The sequence below is a fragment of the Pontibacter kalidii genome (assembly GCF_026278245.1).
In the GTDB taxonomy this organism is placed as follows: Bacteria; Bacteroidota; Bacteroidia; order Cytophagales; family Hymenobacteraceae; genus Pontibacter; species Pontibacter kalidii.
Map to the genome: position 1 here is coordinate 3,158,572 of NZ_CP111079.1, position 17,322 is coordinate 3,175,893.

General features: G+C 51.1%; 9 protein-coding genes. 1 reads left to right on the forward strand and 8 read right to left on the reverse strand.

The genetic code is table 11. The features are described 5' to 3' along the window. From OH144_RS13205 to OH144_RS13215, 3 genes are all read right to left on the reverse strand, one after another. A complete protein-coding gene (locus OH144_RS13205; RefSeq protein ID WP_266202718.1) occupies positions 1-3,141 on the reverse strand; it encodes a SusC/RagA family TonB-linked outer membrane protein in 3,141 nt (1,046 codons plus the stop codon). A gap of 946 nt (positions 3,142-4,087) precedes the next feature. Then, entirely contained in the window at positions 4,088-4,867 is a 780-nt protein-coding gene (locus OH144_RS13210; protein WP_266202719.1) for a hypothetical protein, read from the reverse strand. A 252-nt stretch (positions 4,868-5,119) separates the two neighbouring features. Then, positions 5,120-6,568, reverse strand: coding sequence for a carbon starvation CstA family protein (locus tag OH144_RS13215; protein ID WP_266202720.1), 1,449 nt, complete (start codon positions 6,566-6,568; stop codon positions 5,120-5,122). A 353-nt stretch (positions 6,569-6,921) separates the two neighbouring features. On the opposite strand from OH144_RS13215, the gene OH144_RS13220 reads away from it, so the two are divergent. Next, on the forward strand, positions 6,922-8,157 hold the full coding sequence (locus tag OH144_RS13220; protein ID WP_266202721.1) for an ROK family transcriptional regulator: 1,236 nt from the start codon (positions 6,922-6,924) through the stop codon (positions 8,155-8,157). Between the two features lie 130 nt (positions 8,158-8,287). Here OH144_RS13220 and OH144_RS13225 read toward each other — a convergent pair whose 3' ends face one another. From OH144_RS13225 to OH144_RS13245, 5 genes are all read right to left on the reverse strand, one after another. After that, entirely contained in the window at positions 8,288-10,333 is a 2,046-nt protein-coding gene (locus tag OH144_RS13225) for a ligand-binding sensor domain-containing protein (protein ID WP_266202722.1), read from the reverse strand. Positions 10,334-10,510: 177 nt separating this feature from the next. After that, a complete protein-coding gene (locus tag OH144_RS13230; protein WP_266202723.1) occupies positions 10,511-11,989 on the reverse strand; it encodes a RagB/SusD family nutrient uptake outer membrane protein in 1,479 nt (492 codons plus the stop codon). Positions 11,990-12,006: 17 nt separating this feature from the next. Continuing rightward, a complete protein-coding gene (locus OH144_RS13235; RefSeq protein WP_266202724.1) occupies positions 12,007-14,985 on the reverse strand; it encodes a SusC/RagA family TonB-linked outer membrane protein in 2,979 nt (992 codons plus the stop codon). Positions 14,986-15,444: 459 nt separating this feature from the next. Next, a complete protein-coding gene (locus OH144_RS13240) occupies positions 15,445-16,170 on the reverse strand; it encodes an SGNH/GDSL hydrolase family protein (RefSeq protein ID WP_266202725.1) in 726 nt (241 codons plus the stop codon). 89 nt (positions 16,171-16,259) lie between these two features. After that, positions 16,260-17,234, reverse strand: a complete 975-nt coding sequence (locus OH144_RS13245) for a Gfo/Idh/MocA family protein (RefSeq protein WP_266206340.1) — start codon at positions 17,232-17,234, stop codon at positions 16,260-16,262. Between the last annotated feature and the right edge of the window lie 88 nt (positions 17,235-17,322).

The following is a 17,322-nucleotide window of genomic DNA, read 5'->3' on the forward strand; positions in this document are numbered from 1 at the left end:
TTACTTGAGGTTAATATTGAGGCCAACTACATACGTCTTCACTTGCGGGTAAAAGTTTCCGTCACTTACCGGAGACTCCGGGTCGAAACCATAGAAGAAATCAGTCTTTGTCAGCAGGTTGTCTGCAGAGGCATAAATACGTAGACGACTTACCCTGAACTTCTCTGTGAGACTGACAGGCAAAGTATAACCTACCTGCACATTCTTAAGTCGAAGATAGGAGGCGTCTTCGAGCCAGAAAGTAGAAAGCCTTTGGTTATGACCTAACTGGTATGCTAAGCGCGGATAGCTCGCATCGGTGTTCTCAGGAGTCCAACGATCCTGGTGTATTTTCTGAGGCATGTTACTCTCTGTGGCAAAGGCATGCCGGGCAGATCCATACAGGTAACCGTCCACTTCTCCTACTCCCTGCAGGAAGAAACTAAAGTCCACGCCTTTCCAGGCCATGTTGCCACGGAAACCATAGGTATACCTTGGAATATGGCTGCCAATTACCTTTCTGTCCTCTTCCAAGGTCAACTCTCCATCCCCGTTCAGGTCTTTATAGATAATGTCGCCAGGGGCAATCTTATCTCCCTTTATATAAGGAAAGTCCGGTACAAAGCTACCAGTCTCTGGATCATACCTGAAGTCAGATTCCTGGGCAAGGCGATCAGCTACCAATCCATAAAATGCATCAATTGGCTCGCCAATCAAGCGAACTCTATCCCCATACGTAGCTAAGGTACCACCCAATCCCACAACCTTATTTCTTACATCAGAGATGTTGAAGTTAGCGCCGTACTGGAAATCATTTTTCTTTTCGTTCCAGCCTAATTGGAGCTCCCATCCTTTATTCTCTACCTTTCCGGCATTCTGAGGAGGCTCTGGAGCACCAAACACGCCAGGCTGCGGGATCACAAGCAGAATATCATCCGTCTCGTTTATGAAGTAGTCACCTGATATGTTTAGGCGGTTCCCCAGGAAGGCAAGATCAATACCTGCGTTTTTCTTTGTTGCTGACTCCCAGGTTAGCAATTGGTTAGCAACCACAGTTTGCCTAACACCAAAGGTGATTTCATTGCCAATGGGCATGGTCTCAAACGGGCCCAGAATGTCCATGTAGGCAAAGTCACCGACCCGGTCATTCCCCTGTGTTCCGTAGGAGAGGCGGATTTTACCAAACTCTACAACATCCCTCAGGCCTTCAAAGAAGCTTTCTTCGGTGAACACCCAGCCAACCGACGCTGCAGCAAACAGATCCCACCGCACGGCTTTTGCAAACCTGGTAGAACCGTCGTACCGGAAGTTAACCTCTGCCAGGTATTTGTCCTTGAAACCGTAATTCACCCTTCCGAAGGCAGACCGTAGCGCATTTTGGGAAGAGCTTCCGCTGTTGAGTTGATTCTCGGTACCCAAGTTGATGTGGCCAAGAGACTGAGAGGCCAGGTTAGTTCTGGTCGCAGCAAAGTTGTTGCCTATGGTTTCTTCCTGCGATGCCCCCAACAATAGCTTTACATCATGCTGATCACTGAAGCGCTTCTCATACTCCGCCGTACCTATAAAAGTCTGGTACAAGTTTCTGTAATCGCGGGTATCAATCTTGTTAGGATAGCCGGTTCTGTAAATCCTTTGCCCCGTATCCGGGCTGTAGTAATTTATTGTCTTAGTAAAGATGGTCCTGTTTGAATTTGAACTGATAAGGCCATACTGCCCCCTCAGCTTAAAGCCATCGAACAGACTAATGGAGGCATTCAGGTTTCCTGTAAACTCCTGGGACCCAAAATCATTGGTTCCACCATCGGTGGCTACAGCCACCGGATTGCTCTGCCCGCCCAAGTAACCCCAACCACCGGTTGTAAAACGAACTGGAACCAGCGGAACAATCGATAGAGCAGAATAAATAGGTCCCGTCCCGGTGGCAGGCCCGGAGTAAGCCCGGTCTATATAGCCTATGTTGGCGGTAACATCCAGACGATCCATCAGGGTTGTGCTGATCTTGGCTCGCAGATTATGCCTATTAGCCTTGAAGCCATCCCCTACTACCAGGCCGCCCTCTTTCAGGTAGCCATAAGACATGAAATAGTTGATGTTTTTAGCACCACCGTTAATGCTCAGATTATGGTTTTGCTGTGGTGCGCTTTTCCTAACCACCTCCTTAATCCAATTTGTATTGGCAAAGTAATTCGGGTCTGAGCCGTTACGTGCAGTTTCTATTTCTTCAGGAGAGTAGGTAGGATTTCTGCCAGCATTCACCTGCGACTCATTCAGCAACTCCATATACTCTGGTGAACCCAGGAATTCTGGCAATGCTGTTGGTGTCTGCAACCCATAATAAGTGTTATAGGAGATGTTTGGCTTATCGCCTGTGCCTTTTTTAGTTGTCACCACAATAACGCCGTTGGCGCCGCGCACACCATATATAGAGGAGGAGGCTGCGTCTTTTAGCACAGACACACTCTCTATATCGTTGGGGTTTAGCAGGTCAAGTGTACCTCCGGGTATTCCATCTATCACCACAAGCGGCGTAGCGTTACCCAAGGTACCAATCCCCCTAATGCGAATATCACCTCCGTTGTTCCCTGGTGCTCCGGTGGCCCCTGTAATGGTTACACCCGGCATCAACCCCTGTAGACCGGAAGTCACATTTGTAATGGGTCTGTCCTCCAGCGCCTCTGCCTCTACCTGATGCACTGCACCTGTAAGGTTAGCTTTTTTCTGAGTACCATAGCCAACAACAACAACCTCCTCAAGCGCTTTTGCATCTTCCTTAAGCGAGATTGTTAATGTAGTTTGATTTCCTACAGCTACCTCTTTTCTCTCAAAACCTATGTATGAGAAAACAAGCACTGGCTGCGTAATACCGTCCGCATTAATTGAGAAACGGCCATCAGCACTTGTGATCGTACCTGTATTGGTTCCCTTCAAGGAAACAGATACCCCTGGCAACGGCACCCCATTCTCATCTCTCACAACCCCCGACACAGGCCCATCCTGCATGTCGCGAATGGAGGAGTTAAGAGCAACTACCGGGACGGAGGCAGTGGCATTCGCCCCAATGACAATTCCCTCAAAAGGGGCAATCCCCAGCAATGCCAGCAGTAGCAGCGAGCATTTCCGACGGGAGCCTCTATTGTTTTTTCCTTGTAAATTTTGATTCATAACAACATCAGAGTTTAGTAGTGATTCTGTTCCTGTTTAAAGTTGCTGATCGTATGCGTGTACTATAGCCAATAGCGTTGAGGCGTGATATCCATTTTTTGTCCTACAAATAAGATCTCTTCTTAAGTTTATCTCAGCCGACGTTGATCAAATTCCAGACTAGATTATACTTATTCAGGCTACACTTTAGTGATTTATGACTCAATCACCGTATAAAGGAGTGATTTTTTTACCTTATTAACAAAACTTCTTTAACTTTTTTTCATAAGTCTTGTTTAACTCGTTACTTATTTACTAATCACTAAAGAGGTTTGCTAACAAATCTTTAAAAAACAGGCCACTACCTTGAAAATATGGCCATAATAATAAAGTTCTATTGCAGATTATATTTACATTAACAAATTGTTATTAGTAAGTGCTTAATTACCTACATCTAAAAGTATCATGAGATATAAGATCAACCATAAACCATAGAGTAAAATTGGGTTTCCTAAAGACAGAAAGTTGGAGCAGGAATTTTAAGCAGCCATTTTAAGTTAGTAGGCTCCTCAAAAGGTTTAGATATAGAGTAGAGATGGATAGGTATCTCCCCCTAAGAGATGGGCTATTAAGCTCTGAGATGGGTAAAGGTTATGGGTCTTTCTGCCGCAAAGTGAGCATAGCCATGCCAGGCGGGGAAGCCGAAATAAGAGCTAACTGGATTTGCAACAACCTACATTATAGCTGGGGATTTACACGACGGTAAATCCCCAGCTAAAGTAAGCGGATACCTGGAGTATCATATTTTTTTAAGCGACACCGTTCAAAGAAAACAAAAAGCAATATACAGATGCTGTACTGCCTGCTTATGCTATTAACAGGAAGTGGCCTTCTAAGCCTCCTCAGCTAATGCCAGTTTCGCACAGTACTTTTACTAAAACGTAGACTGTCCTATAACTGCAGCCTATTATAATTGGAACAGCACGTTCAGTTGCAGCACAGACTCGTTAATCCCTTCCAGGCCTACCACATTGTGCCAGTAACGCCACTCGGTGCCGGCATATACTTTGCCTGGTTTGCCGCGCAGGTTGCCTAGGTCCAGCAGCAACTGCGGCTGCGCAAGGAATTGGGTAGTGCCCGGCCCCCGGTCGCCGATGAAGTCCATGAAGCCGCGGAAGCGTAAGTGCACTTTCTCGGAGGCTGGCAAAGGTATATCCCAGCTCGGGGTAAACTGGTACGTACCGCTGTACGCGGAGCCGTGCTGCTTGTAGTAGAACGTTTCGAGCTGCAGCAATCCTTGCCCGGGCAGCCGGAACTTAAAGGCTGGCCCCAGCAGGTACACAAAGAAATCCTCATCGCCACCAAAGAGTACATTCACTCCGCCGCCCAACAACACATCGCTAATTGGTCCCAGCGCTACCTCCCGTTTCGTGGCACGGCTAAGGCTTAGCTTTGGGTACCACTCCGAATACAGCGATGGTCCGGCCAAGGTCACATCATTGGAGAGGTCCGCAAAGCCAAAATGCTCCCATGCGCCCACCATGCCAAAGTGCTCAAAGGTGATGGTGGCCAGGTCGCCGGACTGGTTCAGGTGCCTTCCGTAAAGCAACTGCACGTTAGAGCCGCCCTCATACATAACCTGTGCTGCCGCCTGCTTCTGCGACAGCAGCAGCGTGAGCAGGAAGAGCGGTAGCAGCAAATACTTTTGGAAGGGAGGTATACCTGGCTTGGTAGAGGGTGTTTGCATGAGAACTGGGTTTGGTGAAAATCTAACAGGTCGCAAATTTAGAAGCTTCACCGAAATAAACCGCACTTCTGAAAGATCTCTTACTGCCAGCAGATAAACTCATACTTTACCGGAGGTAACAATTGCGCCTGCAACTATAAAATGGCAGGCGCTGCCAGTTCCGTATACTTTGCCAAGATACCATAACCAGAAAATTATCGCCCCTATCCTTGAGGTGGGGCTCTGAGGATAATTTCAACAAGCGTTCCTTCTTTACTCGGCCAGTTCTACCTCTAATTTGGTTTTTCGGCGGTACACCCTCAACAGAGTCGTCAAAAGCAGGAGACCCGCAACACCTGTACCCACGACGTAGGCAATTTCATTGGGTAGTTGAAAGCCCTCGGGGGCAAGCAGAATGTAGGAGACTACCACTGCGCTCATAAATACAGCCGGCACCAGGCTTATCCAAAAGTTCTTCCCCTCCTTTATCAGGAACACCGTCACGACCCAAAGCGTTACGGTTGCCAGCGTTTGGTTTGTCCAGGCGAAGTACCGCCATACGATTCCAAAGTCAATTAAAGTTAGGCCATACCCTACCGCAAAGAGCGGCAGGCTGATCAGGAGCCTGTTTTTCAGGGAGCTTTGCCTGGAGCGTAGAAAGTCTGCAATGATCAGGCGGGCACTGCGGAAGGCGGTGTCGCCCGAGGTAATGGGCGCGGCCACTACCCCAAGAAGGGCCAAGGCTCCCCCTATTTTCCCGAGGAGGGTATTGGATATATCACTGACGACGGAGGCCGCATTCCCCTGCTGCACTGCCATCACCTCGTTCAGTTCCTTAACTCCGCCAAAGAAGCTCATGCTGATGGCTGCCCATATCAGGGCAACCACTCCCTCTGTTACCATCGTACCGTAGAAGATGCTTCTGCCCTGCCGTTCGCTGGTCATGCAGCGTGCCATGAGGGGAGATTGTGAAGCGTGAAACCCGGATATGGCGCCACAGGCAATGGTGACAAAGAGCATGGGGAACAGGGGGAACCCCTCCGGGTCCTGGTGCTGGTTAGCAAGGTTCGTAAGCGTCAGTTCAGGAACCTGAATGCCCTGCGTCACCATCATCACCACTATTCCCGCAGCCATGAAAAGAAGCGCAATCCCGAACACCGGGTAAATGCGGCCGATCAACTTATCGATCGGCAGGACGGTAGACAGGACATAATAAATAAAGATAGCCCATACCCACAGGCTCATGCCCCCAAAACCGCCCGTCATGCCGTGCAGTATCTTAGCGGGCCCTATGACGAAGACAGCTCCGACCATCACCATAAGCAGCACCGTGAAAACCCGCATAAACTGTTTCATGCCACCTCCCAGGTAGTAACCGGTGATCTCTGTTATACTTTCCCCTTTGTGCCGGAGAGAAAGCATTCCGGAAAGGTAGTCGTGTACCCCTCCGGCAAAGATCGTTCCCAGTACAATCCAAAGAAAAGCGGAAGGCCCCCACATAGCCCCTGCCACAGCACCGAAAATGGGACCCAGGCCGGCAATGTTCAGAAACTGTATAAGGAAAATCCTCCATCCAGGCATGGGAACAAAATCAACGTTATCCCGCAGGGTGATGGCCGGGGTCTTCCTGTCCGGCTCAACCCCGAATACTCGTTCAACAAACTTAGAGTACAATACATAGCCGAGCAAAAGTGCGGCAACGGAGGCAAAGAGAGAGATCATATGCTATAGTTTTAGACGAAAGCGAGGCTCTAATGATTTTATAGTGGCGGTATTTCCTCTACACTACCTGCCCCTTACTGACCTTTGATTTATATTCTCCGATTTAACTAGCTGACGCTGCTGCAGAGAAGATGGGCACCCCCCTACCGGAACCCTATGCATTGAATTCCTCTGATTATTTTCGTGTTATTTATTTCATACAAAATATATCTTTTTTAAACAAAATCACTATCTTAATAAAAAAAATATTTAAGTACCTACCCAGATTTAAATTATGATAATAACATGGGGAGCATATTTAAAACATGTGGCTAAACATCAGATCATAGGCTTTTAGACATCACAGGCAAATAATGAGCAACATACGAAAGTCTTTCCTGGAAGAATTAGGGGGAGAACACATAACAGGCGTAGCGTATAAGAACGTCTACCAGAAGAAGAGCATCATTTCCTATTTTGCCAATGTTGGCAACGCGACCATTGCCGAGCTGTGCAAGGAGTTTAATCTGAGCGCTCCCAAGGTTACCAACCTGGTGAATGAATTGATCATCGATGGCTTGGTGCAGGACTATGGCAAGATAGACTCCACTGGCGGCAGAAAGCCCAACCTGTATGGCCTTGCCCCCGACTCGGGCTTCTTCTTAGGGATCGACGTCAAAACCCATTCCATCAACATTGGCCTGACGGACCTTCAGAAGAATATTGTTAAGATCGAGGAGCATTACCCTTACAGGCTTAACAATAGTGAAGAGTCTTTAATGGAATTGTGCCGCATCATCAACACGTTTATCAAGGATCTGCCTATCCCAAAGTCTAAGATCCTGGGCATCGGCATCAACCTTTCGGGCAGAATTAACTATACCACCGGGTACAGCTACAGCTTCTTCCATTTTTATGAAGATCCTCTGAGCAAGATCATTGAGTCGCAGGTGGGCATCCGCGTGTTCCTGGAGAATGACTCCAGGGCGATGGCCTACGGGGAGTTCTGCGCAGGGGTGGACGGCGGCTTAAAGCATGTCTTGTTCCTCAACCTCGACCACGGATTGGGCTCAGGCATCATCATGAACGGACAGTTATACTATGGAAAGTCCGGGTACTCCGGGGAGTTTGGCCACATGCCTGTCTATGATAACGAGATTCTCTGCCACTGCGGTAAAAAAGGCTGCCTCGAAACGGAAGCATCCGGCAGGGCGCTTGTGCGGATGTTTAAAGAGAAAGTAGCCGAAGGCTCCTCTACCCTGGTGATGCGGGATAAGCAACATATAGACGAGATTACGTTAGAGGATATCATTGAGGCGGCACACAACGACGACGTACTGGCCATTGAACTCATTGCCCAGGTAGGGGAGAAAATAGGTCGGATTGTGGCCGGGCTAATCAATGTGTTTAACCCCGAGCTAGTGGTGATAGGAGGCAGTTTAGCTGCCACCGGAGAATACATCAGGCTCCCCATCAAGAGCGCTGTGAACAGGTGCTCCCTGAGCCTTGTCAACAACGACACTACTTTCAAGCTTTCCAAGCTAGGCAACCGGGCCGGGGTCATCGGTGCGTGCCTTCTGGCTCGTAACCGCTTGCTCGATCTGGCTTAAGGCTTGCACCATACTTTATACTTGCATCATACTTGGTAGAAAAGTAAACCCTGCATACTTCATATGCAGGGTTTACTTTTGATGAGCTTCACGATAGCGGGTTTCTTATAGGTTGTTCGCCGGAAGTTGATCAAGGTTCATAGCTCCACAGGTGCGTTCCTCTTCTAAAGTAGAGCTTGTTATCTTTCCCTAGCGTCAGCAAGGAAGCATTCTGTTCCAGCTTTTGAATGTCCATCGTCTCAGGATCTACCACAAACAGTTCGTCATTGGCCGTGCCGTACACCTTGCCGTTCGGGTGCATCACCAGGAAAGCGTCGCGCCAGACAAAATTGTTGGCCCTCTCCTCGCTGATGAAGTATAACTCGTGCCTAGTCAGCACCTTTTTCTCTTCAATGCTATAGGTAAACAGGGTTCCCCCCGCCACGCCCCACAGCTTACCATCCGGGGCTATTTTGAGGCAGGTAACCGCCTTGGCCCCTGGCACGGGCACGGTCTCCAATACCTTCTTGCCGGTTGCAGTGTCCCAGATAAAGAGCTTTCCTTCCTGCTCGGTCGGGTGCGCCCCGATGCCTCCCCACACCGAAGTGCCGCCGAAAAGTAAGTTCTCTTTGTTACAAAGCGCTACGATCGACTGGTTCTCCATCACCGCTTTGTGATCCGTAAGTTTATCGGTCTCGGGATTATACTCCAGCAGGGAGCCGCCCAGCAAGCCATACTCCGGCACCATGCCAAAGAACATGGTTCCTTTGCTCTCCGCGCTGGCAATAGCGAAAGGCCGGCTCTGCCCTTGGACCTGCTGAATCAGCCGGGGATTTTGCTGGGCCATATCCCATGGCTTTTGCGTGTCATACACATACAGCCGCCCGTGCGGGTACACTCCAAAGTAGATCCGGGAGCCCTGTACGGCCATTCCCTCGGTTTGGTGCAGGCCCTTTAGCGTTTGCGTTTTACCCGTAGCCGGATCAAATACCCCGTGCCCACCAGCCACATAGCCAGCAGTCCAGATACGGCCATCCGGCCCGCTCAAAATAGACTGGATCGGAATAGGCAGCTCCGGCACCTCAAACTTGGTGACCGAAGACTTTCCTGTGGCAGGGTGGTACCTGACAACTTCCTTTCCCGAGGTGATCATCGACAGCTCCTGCCCCTTGGACCAGTTCATGGTAATGGCACCGGCCGTGGCCATGACTTCTTTTGCCTGCTCTGCTGGTTTGGTCGGGTTAAGGGTGTACAGCTTGCCTTTGGAAGTATAATACACCTGCTTTTTATCCGGCGAAAGCGAGGCAGAGCGCACATCCAGATTGCCCAGCACCTGCTCTACCTTTTTAGTCTTCAGGTTGATGACCAGACTCTTGTTTTCCCCTCCACTGGTGATCAACGCCAGCAGCCTATCGCCCCCTTTCACGCCGGGCAGCAGGCTCATGTTGTACACAAACTCATGATCTTTGAATTCTTGGGGCAGAAACTCGATCTTCTCCCCGGTTTTAGGATCCAGCTCAACCAGGTGGGCATGCGACCCTACACCGGCGTAGAGCTTTCCGGTCTTTTCATGGTACACGAGACTTCGCACATACTTCTCACCCTCCACCAATGGTCCCTTTCCTACATCGCTGAAGCCATCCTTGGGGTGGTAGCGAAAAACCCGGCAGCCCGGATAGGTTGCTCCAAAAATCTCTCCGTCCTTCCCGGCAGCCAAGTCCCAAAGGTAGGTTTCGCCAGGCAGGGTGTATCCCAGATTCTCTATTTGCTGGGTACCGGGGCGGTGTTTGAACAGGTAACCGCTGGCGCTCGGCACATACAACCAACCGTCCGAGGCGACAGCCAGGTCCCAAACGCCATCCGTTTTTTCGAGTGGCAGGTCCACCACCAGCTCATTGGTCTGCACGTCGTAGCCCAGCAGGTGTGCCGGCTCCCCGCGCACCACGGTATAAGCCATTTCCCGTCCCTGGTCGTCTTTGGCAAACACGCTTCCCTGAATGGCGGCAGCACCCACCTGGGGCCCCAGGTCCGTAAACTTTCCGGCTCCAGGACTAGCTTTTACTGCTGCCTCTTTGTGTTGGGCGCTATCCCTTCCCCGGGGCTCCGTGGCCGTATGAGCCGTTTGCTCTACCTGTCCCCAGCCCGGGAAGCTGCAGAATACAAGCCCTATGCTGTATAAGAGGATCTGTTTCTTCATGTTTATACCATTTCGGTGGATGTTATACTTACCCAGGCAGGAAATACGGCTGTTCAAGTATGTTTATACTTCGGATTGCCCGGGCGCTGTTTGAAAAATTCCTGCCCCGGAGGTAGCCCTGCAGACTACGCCACCAGGGCAGGAATCCACTCTCACACTAAAGCTAACATTGATTAACTAGTACCCCGGATTCTGCGTCAGGACGCCCGGCGCTGACTGATCAATCTGGCGCTGTGGGATCGGGAAATACCTCAAATGCTCTTTCGGGGTCAGGCTTACAGCCAGGGCCGTTTGCGTATTGTTGTTAAACCCTCTTTCCTCCCGGGTAAGGCTCATGTACCTACCCGTGCGTACCAAATCGAACCAGCGCTCATTCTCATAGGCAAACTCCAGTTGGCGCTCCAGCAAGAGTTTATCATAGAAAGCCTCTTTGCTCGAAATATCCGCCAAGGTATAGTTACTGGCCGCACTTCCAAACGCCCGCTCCCGCACCCTGTTCAGTTGCGCCAGCGCCTGATCTGGCTGCCCCAGCTCGTAAAGCGTTTCGGCGTAGAGCAATACCACATCGGCAAAACGAATCACCGGCAAATCCAACCCGGAAGAACCATACGTATGGGGTACCGCATACTTATTTACATAAGGATACCAGATAGGCGGGTTATTCGGAGTAGAAGGCGGTGTCCAGAACTCATTTATGATAGCTGCCTTACGGGTGTCCCCCTCCTGGTACTGCTTGTGCAGGCTCCAGGAAGGCAGTGCCACCTCGTTGCCGCGTGACACCACGCCAATAGCACCGCTGTTCGGGATAAAGGCTGTGGACAACGTATGGCCGTTCGTGCCATCCACATACCGGATGCTAAAGATCACCTCCCGGTTGTCCTCGGTTTCCAATTTCCAGAGCGAGGCGAAGTCGTTCACCAGACCGTACCCGGGGAACTCGCTGAGGAACTGCTCCAGGTAAGTTTTAGCGTTATTCCAGTCTTTCTGGTAAACGTATACTTTGGCCAGTAGCGCTACCGCTGCCGCCTTGCTGGCCCGTCCCTTGGCGATGTTGGCCTGTAAAGGCAGCTTGGTGATCGCCTCTTTCAGGTCTTCCTCAATCAGGTCATATATCTCGCTCTCTGAGGCTCTGCCGATCGTTCTGGACTCCTCAATCTTGGCGATGGTTGCCGTGATCTTTGGCACGCCCCCAAAGGCCCGCACCAGGTCAAAGTAGAACAGGGCCCGCATGAACTTGGCCTCCCCGATGAGTTGGTCTTTCTGCCCGTTGGCATAATCCAATGGCTTGTCGATGTTGCCAAGCACAGCGTTAGCCCGGAAGATGCCATTGTAGGAGTTTTCCCAGTAGTTAGCCACCTGCGGGTTATCAGGCGTAAAGGCCAGCAGATCCGCTTCGTTTGCCCCTGCCACCGCCGTGTTGTTCGACATATATAAATTATCGCTGGGCATTTCCAGGATCAGGTAATCGTTGGGCTTGCGGACCTGCAGGCGGTTGTACACACCCAGCATGGCCAGATCCAGATCTTTGGCCTTGTTGAAGGCGTTCACCTCCGTCAGCGCCGAAGGGGGCGTCATTTCCAGCAGCTCGTCGTGGCAACTGCTCAGAGTCAGGGCCAGGCACAGGGTGCCTATCGAAGTATAAATTGTTCTTTTCATTTCGCTTCTAGAAGAATTTAAAAACTCAGGTTCACACCAAACGTCACAACACGGTTAACCGGCTCAGAGCCGTTGTTAAAACCGGGGCGGCTGTTTACCCCGCCGATCTCGCCAGCAGTAAAGCCCTCCGGGTTATAGCCGTGGAAGCCCTTCTTGGTCAGCATCAACAGGTTGCTCACCGAAGTATAAAGGCGGAGGTTGTCCATGCGCAGCTTATCCGTGATGGAGTTGGGCAGCGTATAGCCCAGGTTCAGGTTGCGGATGGTCAGGAAAGAGGCGTCCTCGATATACACGTCGGCCGCGGTCTGGTAAGTGAGCATGCTGAGCGCACTGGCGGGCATTTTACCATCTCCCGGCTCGGCCTCCGACCACCACTGCGTTTCCACCAGCGAGCGGCGCATGGCCCCGGCCAGGGCACCCTGGTAGTACTCGTTCTCGAAGTTATACATTTTGGCCCCCAGCGAGGCTTGCATGGCAATGCTCAGGTCAAAGTTTTTCCAGGCGAAGTTGTTCACCATACCCATGATCAGCTTGGGTTGGAAGTTGCCAAGTATAACCCTGTCCTCCGGGGTGATTTCACCGTCCCCGTCTACATCCGCAAACTTCGTGTTACCAGGCTTAGAACCCGCTCTGACAGGCGAGTTGGCCACGTCTTCGGCGTTCTGCAACACCCCGATGGCTCTGTAGCCATAGTAGGAGAACATCGGCTCGCCAACTTTGAGGATCCAGCTCATGCCATAGGTATCGGTAAAGATTCTTTCCTCCACGCCGCCCAGGCTCACCACCTCGTTTTTGTTGCGGGCCAAGTTAAAGTCTGTCTCCCATGTAAAGGCGCCTACCAGGTTTTTAGTACTGAGCTCCACCTCAAAACCGTGGTTTTTGATCTCGCCAATGTTAGAGATCGCGTCGCTGAAACCGGTGATGGCCGGGATACCTACAAAGTATAAAAGGTCTGTGGTGCGTTTGTCATAGTAGTCCACCACCACGTTAAGGCGGTTGTCGAACAGGCCCAGCTCCACGCCTACATCGTAGCTGTTGGTCTTTTCCCACTTCAGTTCCGGGTTGCCGAATGATACCTGTGCCTGCCCTTTGGCCAACTGGTTGTTAGGAGAGTAACTCACGCTGCCCACGCGGCCCAGGTAGTCAAAATCACCGATGTTGAAGTTACCGGTGGCACCGTAGCTGGCGCGTAGCTTCAGGTTGCTGATGGCAGGAATGGCATCCATGAAGTTCTCCTCCGAAACTCTCCAGGCAACCGAAGCCGACGGGAAATAACCCCACTTGTTGTTCGGGCCAAAGCGCGAGCTGCCATCTGTTCTGATCGAGCCGGAGAACAGGTATTTGTCTTTGTAGCCATACTGCAGGCGGGTGAAGTAAGACACCAGCCCCCACTGTGACTTGGAGGTGCTGGTGGCACCAGCGTTCACGATGGCATTGTTCAGCGTCTCAATGATGTCGTTATTATAGCTACCCGCTACTGCCCCGATCGTGGCAAAGCGGTTCGTATACTTCTGGTAGGAGGCTCCTGCTATACCATTCAGCGAGTGTATATCCTTAAAGGTTTTGTCGTAGCTGAGCACGTTCTCATTCACCAGGTTGATGTTCCTTGCATCGGCTGAGGAGCCCGAGGAAACCCCGGCGTTCGAAGCGAAGGAAGCCTGGAAAGTCTCGGCGGTGTTGTAAGAGATGTTGGTGCCAACCGATGACTTAAAGTTCAGCCCTTCCAGCAGCTTCAGGCCCACATAGGCCTCCCCGATGTTATTCATGGTAGAAGAATAATAAGAAGAGCCGTTCAGGATAGCCATGGGGTTCACACCGCCCGTTACCACCACGCCCCAGTAATCACGTGCCTTCGGGTAGGTGCCGTCCGGATTTTGCAGGGCCACAAATGGCGGGTATTTTACCAGCGGGTTAATATCCAGCGGAGAGTAACGGCGGTTGGAGAAGCTTGGGTTAAGGTTAAAGCCCACGTTCACGGCCGAGTTCACCTTTACATCCACGTTGGCTCGCACCGAGTAGTTTTTATACCAGGTATTGAGCAAGGTGCCCTGCTCATTCTTGTAGCCTCCGGATACGTAGTACTTCACGTTGTCCGTGCCGCCGCTCACCGAGAGGTTATAGTTCTGCATGGGCGCTGTGCGCAACACCTCGTCCTGCCAGTTGATGTTGTTCTCCTTGATGGCCGGGTTCACCTGGTACTGTGCCGGACGGCGGTCATCGCCCCATACCGGGATGGAAGGGTCTCCGCCAGCCCACACAAATTCACGGTTCTGGTAACGCACTACGTAGTCATAGTACTCCTGGCCGCTTATCCAGTCGTCGTGCCCCATGGCCTTGGAAAAGCCGCTGTAGGCATTGAAATTGAGCTTCGGCTTGCCCGACCTTCCTTTTTTGGTGGTCACGATCACCACGCCACCCGCACCCCTGGAGCCGTAGATGGCCGCCGAAGAAGCATCCTTCAGCACTTCAATCGACTCCACATCGTTCATGTTGATACTCTCCAGGTTGCCACCCGGGAATCCGTCTATCACCACCAGCGGATCGTTACCCGCACTGATGGAACCTGCGCCGCGCACGCGGATGATCGGGGCTGCGCCCGGTATACTTCGGTTCTGGGTAATGTTCACACCGGCCAGCCTACCTGCCAGCGCCGCTTCAGGCCGCCCTGCCGGAATCTGATCCAGCTTGTTGTTTTCGACTTTGGTAACAGCCGCCGTTACAGAGCTTTTCTTCACCGTGCCATAGCCAATCACCACCACTTCCTCCAGAGCTTTGGCGTCGTCGGCCAGGGTCACATTAATGGTTCCGGGACCATTGACAGGCACCTCCTGAGTCACCATCCCGATGAAGGAGAAAACCAGCGTGCCCGGCTTATCCGGAATACTCAAGGAATAGTTACCTCCCGCATCGGTGGTGGTGCCCAGGGAAGTGCCCTTCAGCACCACGGTCACGCCCGGCAGGGCCTCCCCATTTGCAGAAACAACTTTTCCGGTCATCACCCATTCCGGAAGTATAACGTCTGGGGACAGTAGGGTTTCTGTATCCCGGCTGTAAGTAGCAGAGGCAGAGAAACACAGCAATAGGATGGCAAACCCCCTTCGCCATCGATGGGTACATCTTTTTTTCATATTCAGGCTTTATAAGTGTTCGTTTTTATCAGAAAAAAAATGATCCACAATGCCTCAGGAATAGAAAACGACTACCTCGTTGCCCTTACATCACACAAACTCCAACTTCCTAAGTCTTGGTACTTTACCTGTGACAAAGCCCTTAAAATGGCCTTATCACAGGTACCTGACAAGCCATGCTTCTATAAGTATAGAAGCATGGCTCCATGATCTATTTCGTATTAAGAACTGTGCGTTATACTTTATCCTGATCGTCTTTCACAAGACTAACCACGGTATGCCGGTACTTTGAAGGCTATTTGACCTGTTCAAATAACAGGTTGCCCTTTATTCGCTGCGCAAAACAAGCGTCTTCAGGACGGCTGGGTAAGTGTCGCCCTCTGCGGTGCCTGCGCCTGTCATATAACTGCCATAAGTCATACTATCCCCAAAGCATATGATCTTCTGATCGTCTTCTAAAAGCCCGTTTGCCTGCAGGTAAGTATGAATTATTTTCGCCATCATCTGATAGCCTTCTCGTGTAGGGTGAATGCCGTCTCTTTTGCCAAGGTTCTGCTCATTGATAATGAGGGAATGTTCCTCCCGGCTTGGTGATCCAGCAACTTTAAAAGGGGTGTTCAGGTCTATAAAATGTACTTTATTTTCAGCAGCCAGTGCTTTCACAATCTCTCCGGCAGTTTCGATCCTGGTATTCGGGTCCACTTTGTACAGGCTTCGGTCGTGCCGCTCAAATAGATATTCCGCATCCACCGGAGGCGGGGCCAGCACTATGATCTCAGCCCCCTGTCCCCTTAGCTGCTCGACGATGTTCTGGTAATTCCTCCGGTATTCCTGATAATCCACCAGCTTATGAGAGTTCACCATGTCGTTTGTGCCAACCATAAGAATAACCAGATCCGGTCGCTCAGCTAACACGTCCTGTTCTATCCGCTTCAGCAGATCCCGGGTGTTGTTACCAGGCACGCCTTTGTTAAGTATAACATGCTGCGAAACGGCAGTTTCCGGCATGGCGGCAAAAAGAAGCAATAGGACGATATACTTTAGCTGAATCATACAGTGGGCTTTAAAAACTGGTTTAGAAGTTTTGGGCATTGGCAATGCTGGTGGAATTTGCCATGAGAGTTACTGTACTTTTATACTTTTTAGGACTTGGTGGCCCCAGCCTTTTTGAACATTTCCTCCAGCGTCACCAGAGCACCTCCCTGCTTTTTGCTTTCATCCGCGGCACCCATAAACGCAAGGATCTCCAATGTCTCGGCAGGGCTTACCGGTGGTTTACCTGTATCAAAAAATTTGGCTATCTCTACCAGCATGGGGTTATATCCTGTGAAGGGTCCCAACGACACAATGCCCTTCTCGGCAAAGCAACTACCACCAAAGTCGGTTCTGCCAGCCCGGAGTCCCCGGAAAGTGCCCACCCGGTTATCCTCCCAGGTGCCGACCACTACATCCGCTCCTTCCGTGTAATACCGGGTAACACTTTTGCATCCTTTGCCCATGACGGAGAACAGTGTTTCCACACCATGGATACCATACCAGTAGAGGTCCGGGTGCGTGCTCTCCAGCGTGGCCGGGCTGTAGGTATCAGCGCCGTATACTTTTCCATACTTCCCGTTGATCACCTCCTGCACATTGGCCATAAAACGTAGTGACGAGGAAGAGAATACGGGCACATTCGCTTTCTCGGCAGCCGCAAAAATGGCGATTGCGTCGCTGAGGGAAGCCGTCATGGGCTTGTCGATGAAAAGCGTTTTTTTCGCCTTGATGACCTGCAGGGCCTGCTCCAGGTGCAGCCGCCCATCGTTTGTCTCCAGCAGCACCACATCCACGTCGGACAGCAGGCGCTTGATCGAGTCTACGATCTTGACGCCATACTTCTGTATTTCTTCCGTGTATTCCGGAATCCGCTGCACACTTTCCTGAATGTCTTTGCTGCCGTGCGGGTAGGCCGCCACTACCTTGTAGCCGCCATATTCCGGACCTGCATCAGGCGCGTTGAACGTTTTGGTGAAAGCAATACTATGCGACGTATCCAATCCGATAATGCCTATTCTTTTGCCTTTTTTGGGTTTGGCATCCTGGGCCAGCGCAGCCAAAGGCGACAAGCTCAACCCCATGCCCAGACCGGCCAAGGTAGCAGACTTCAGGAACAAACGGCGGTTGGTGTTTCCTCTCACGGTAAGATGTATTTTGGTTTAAACTTAA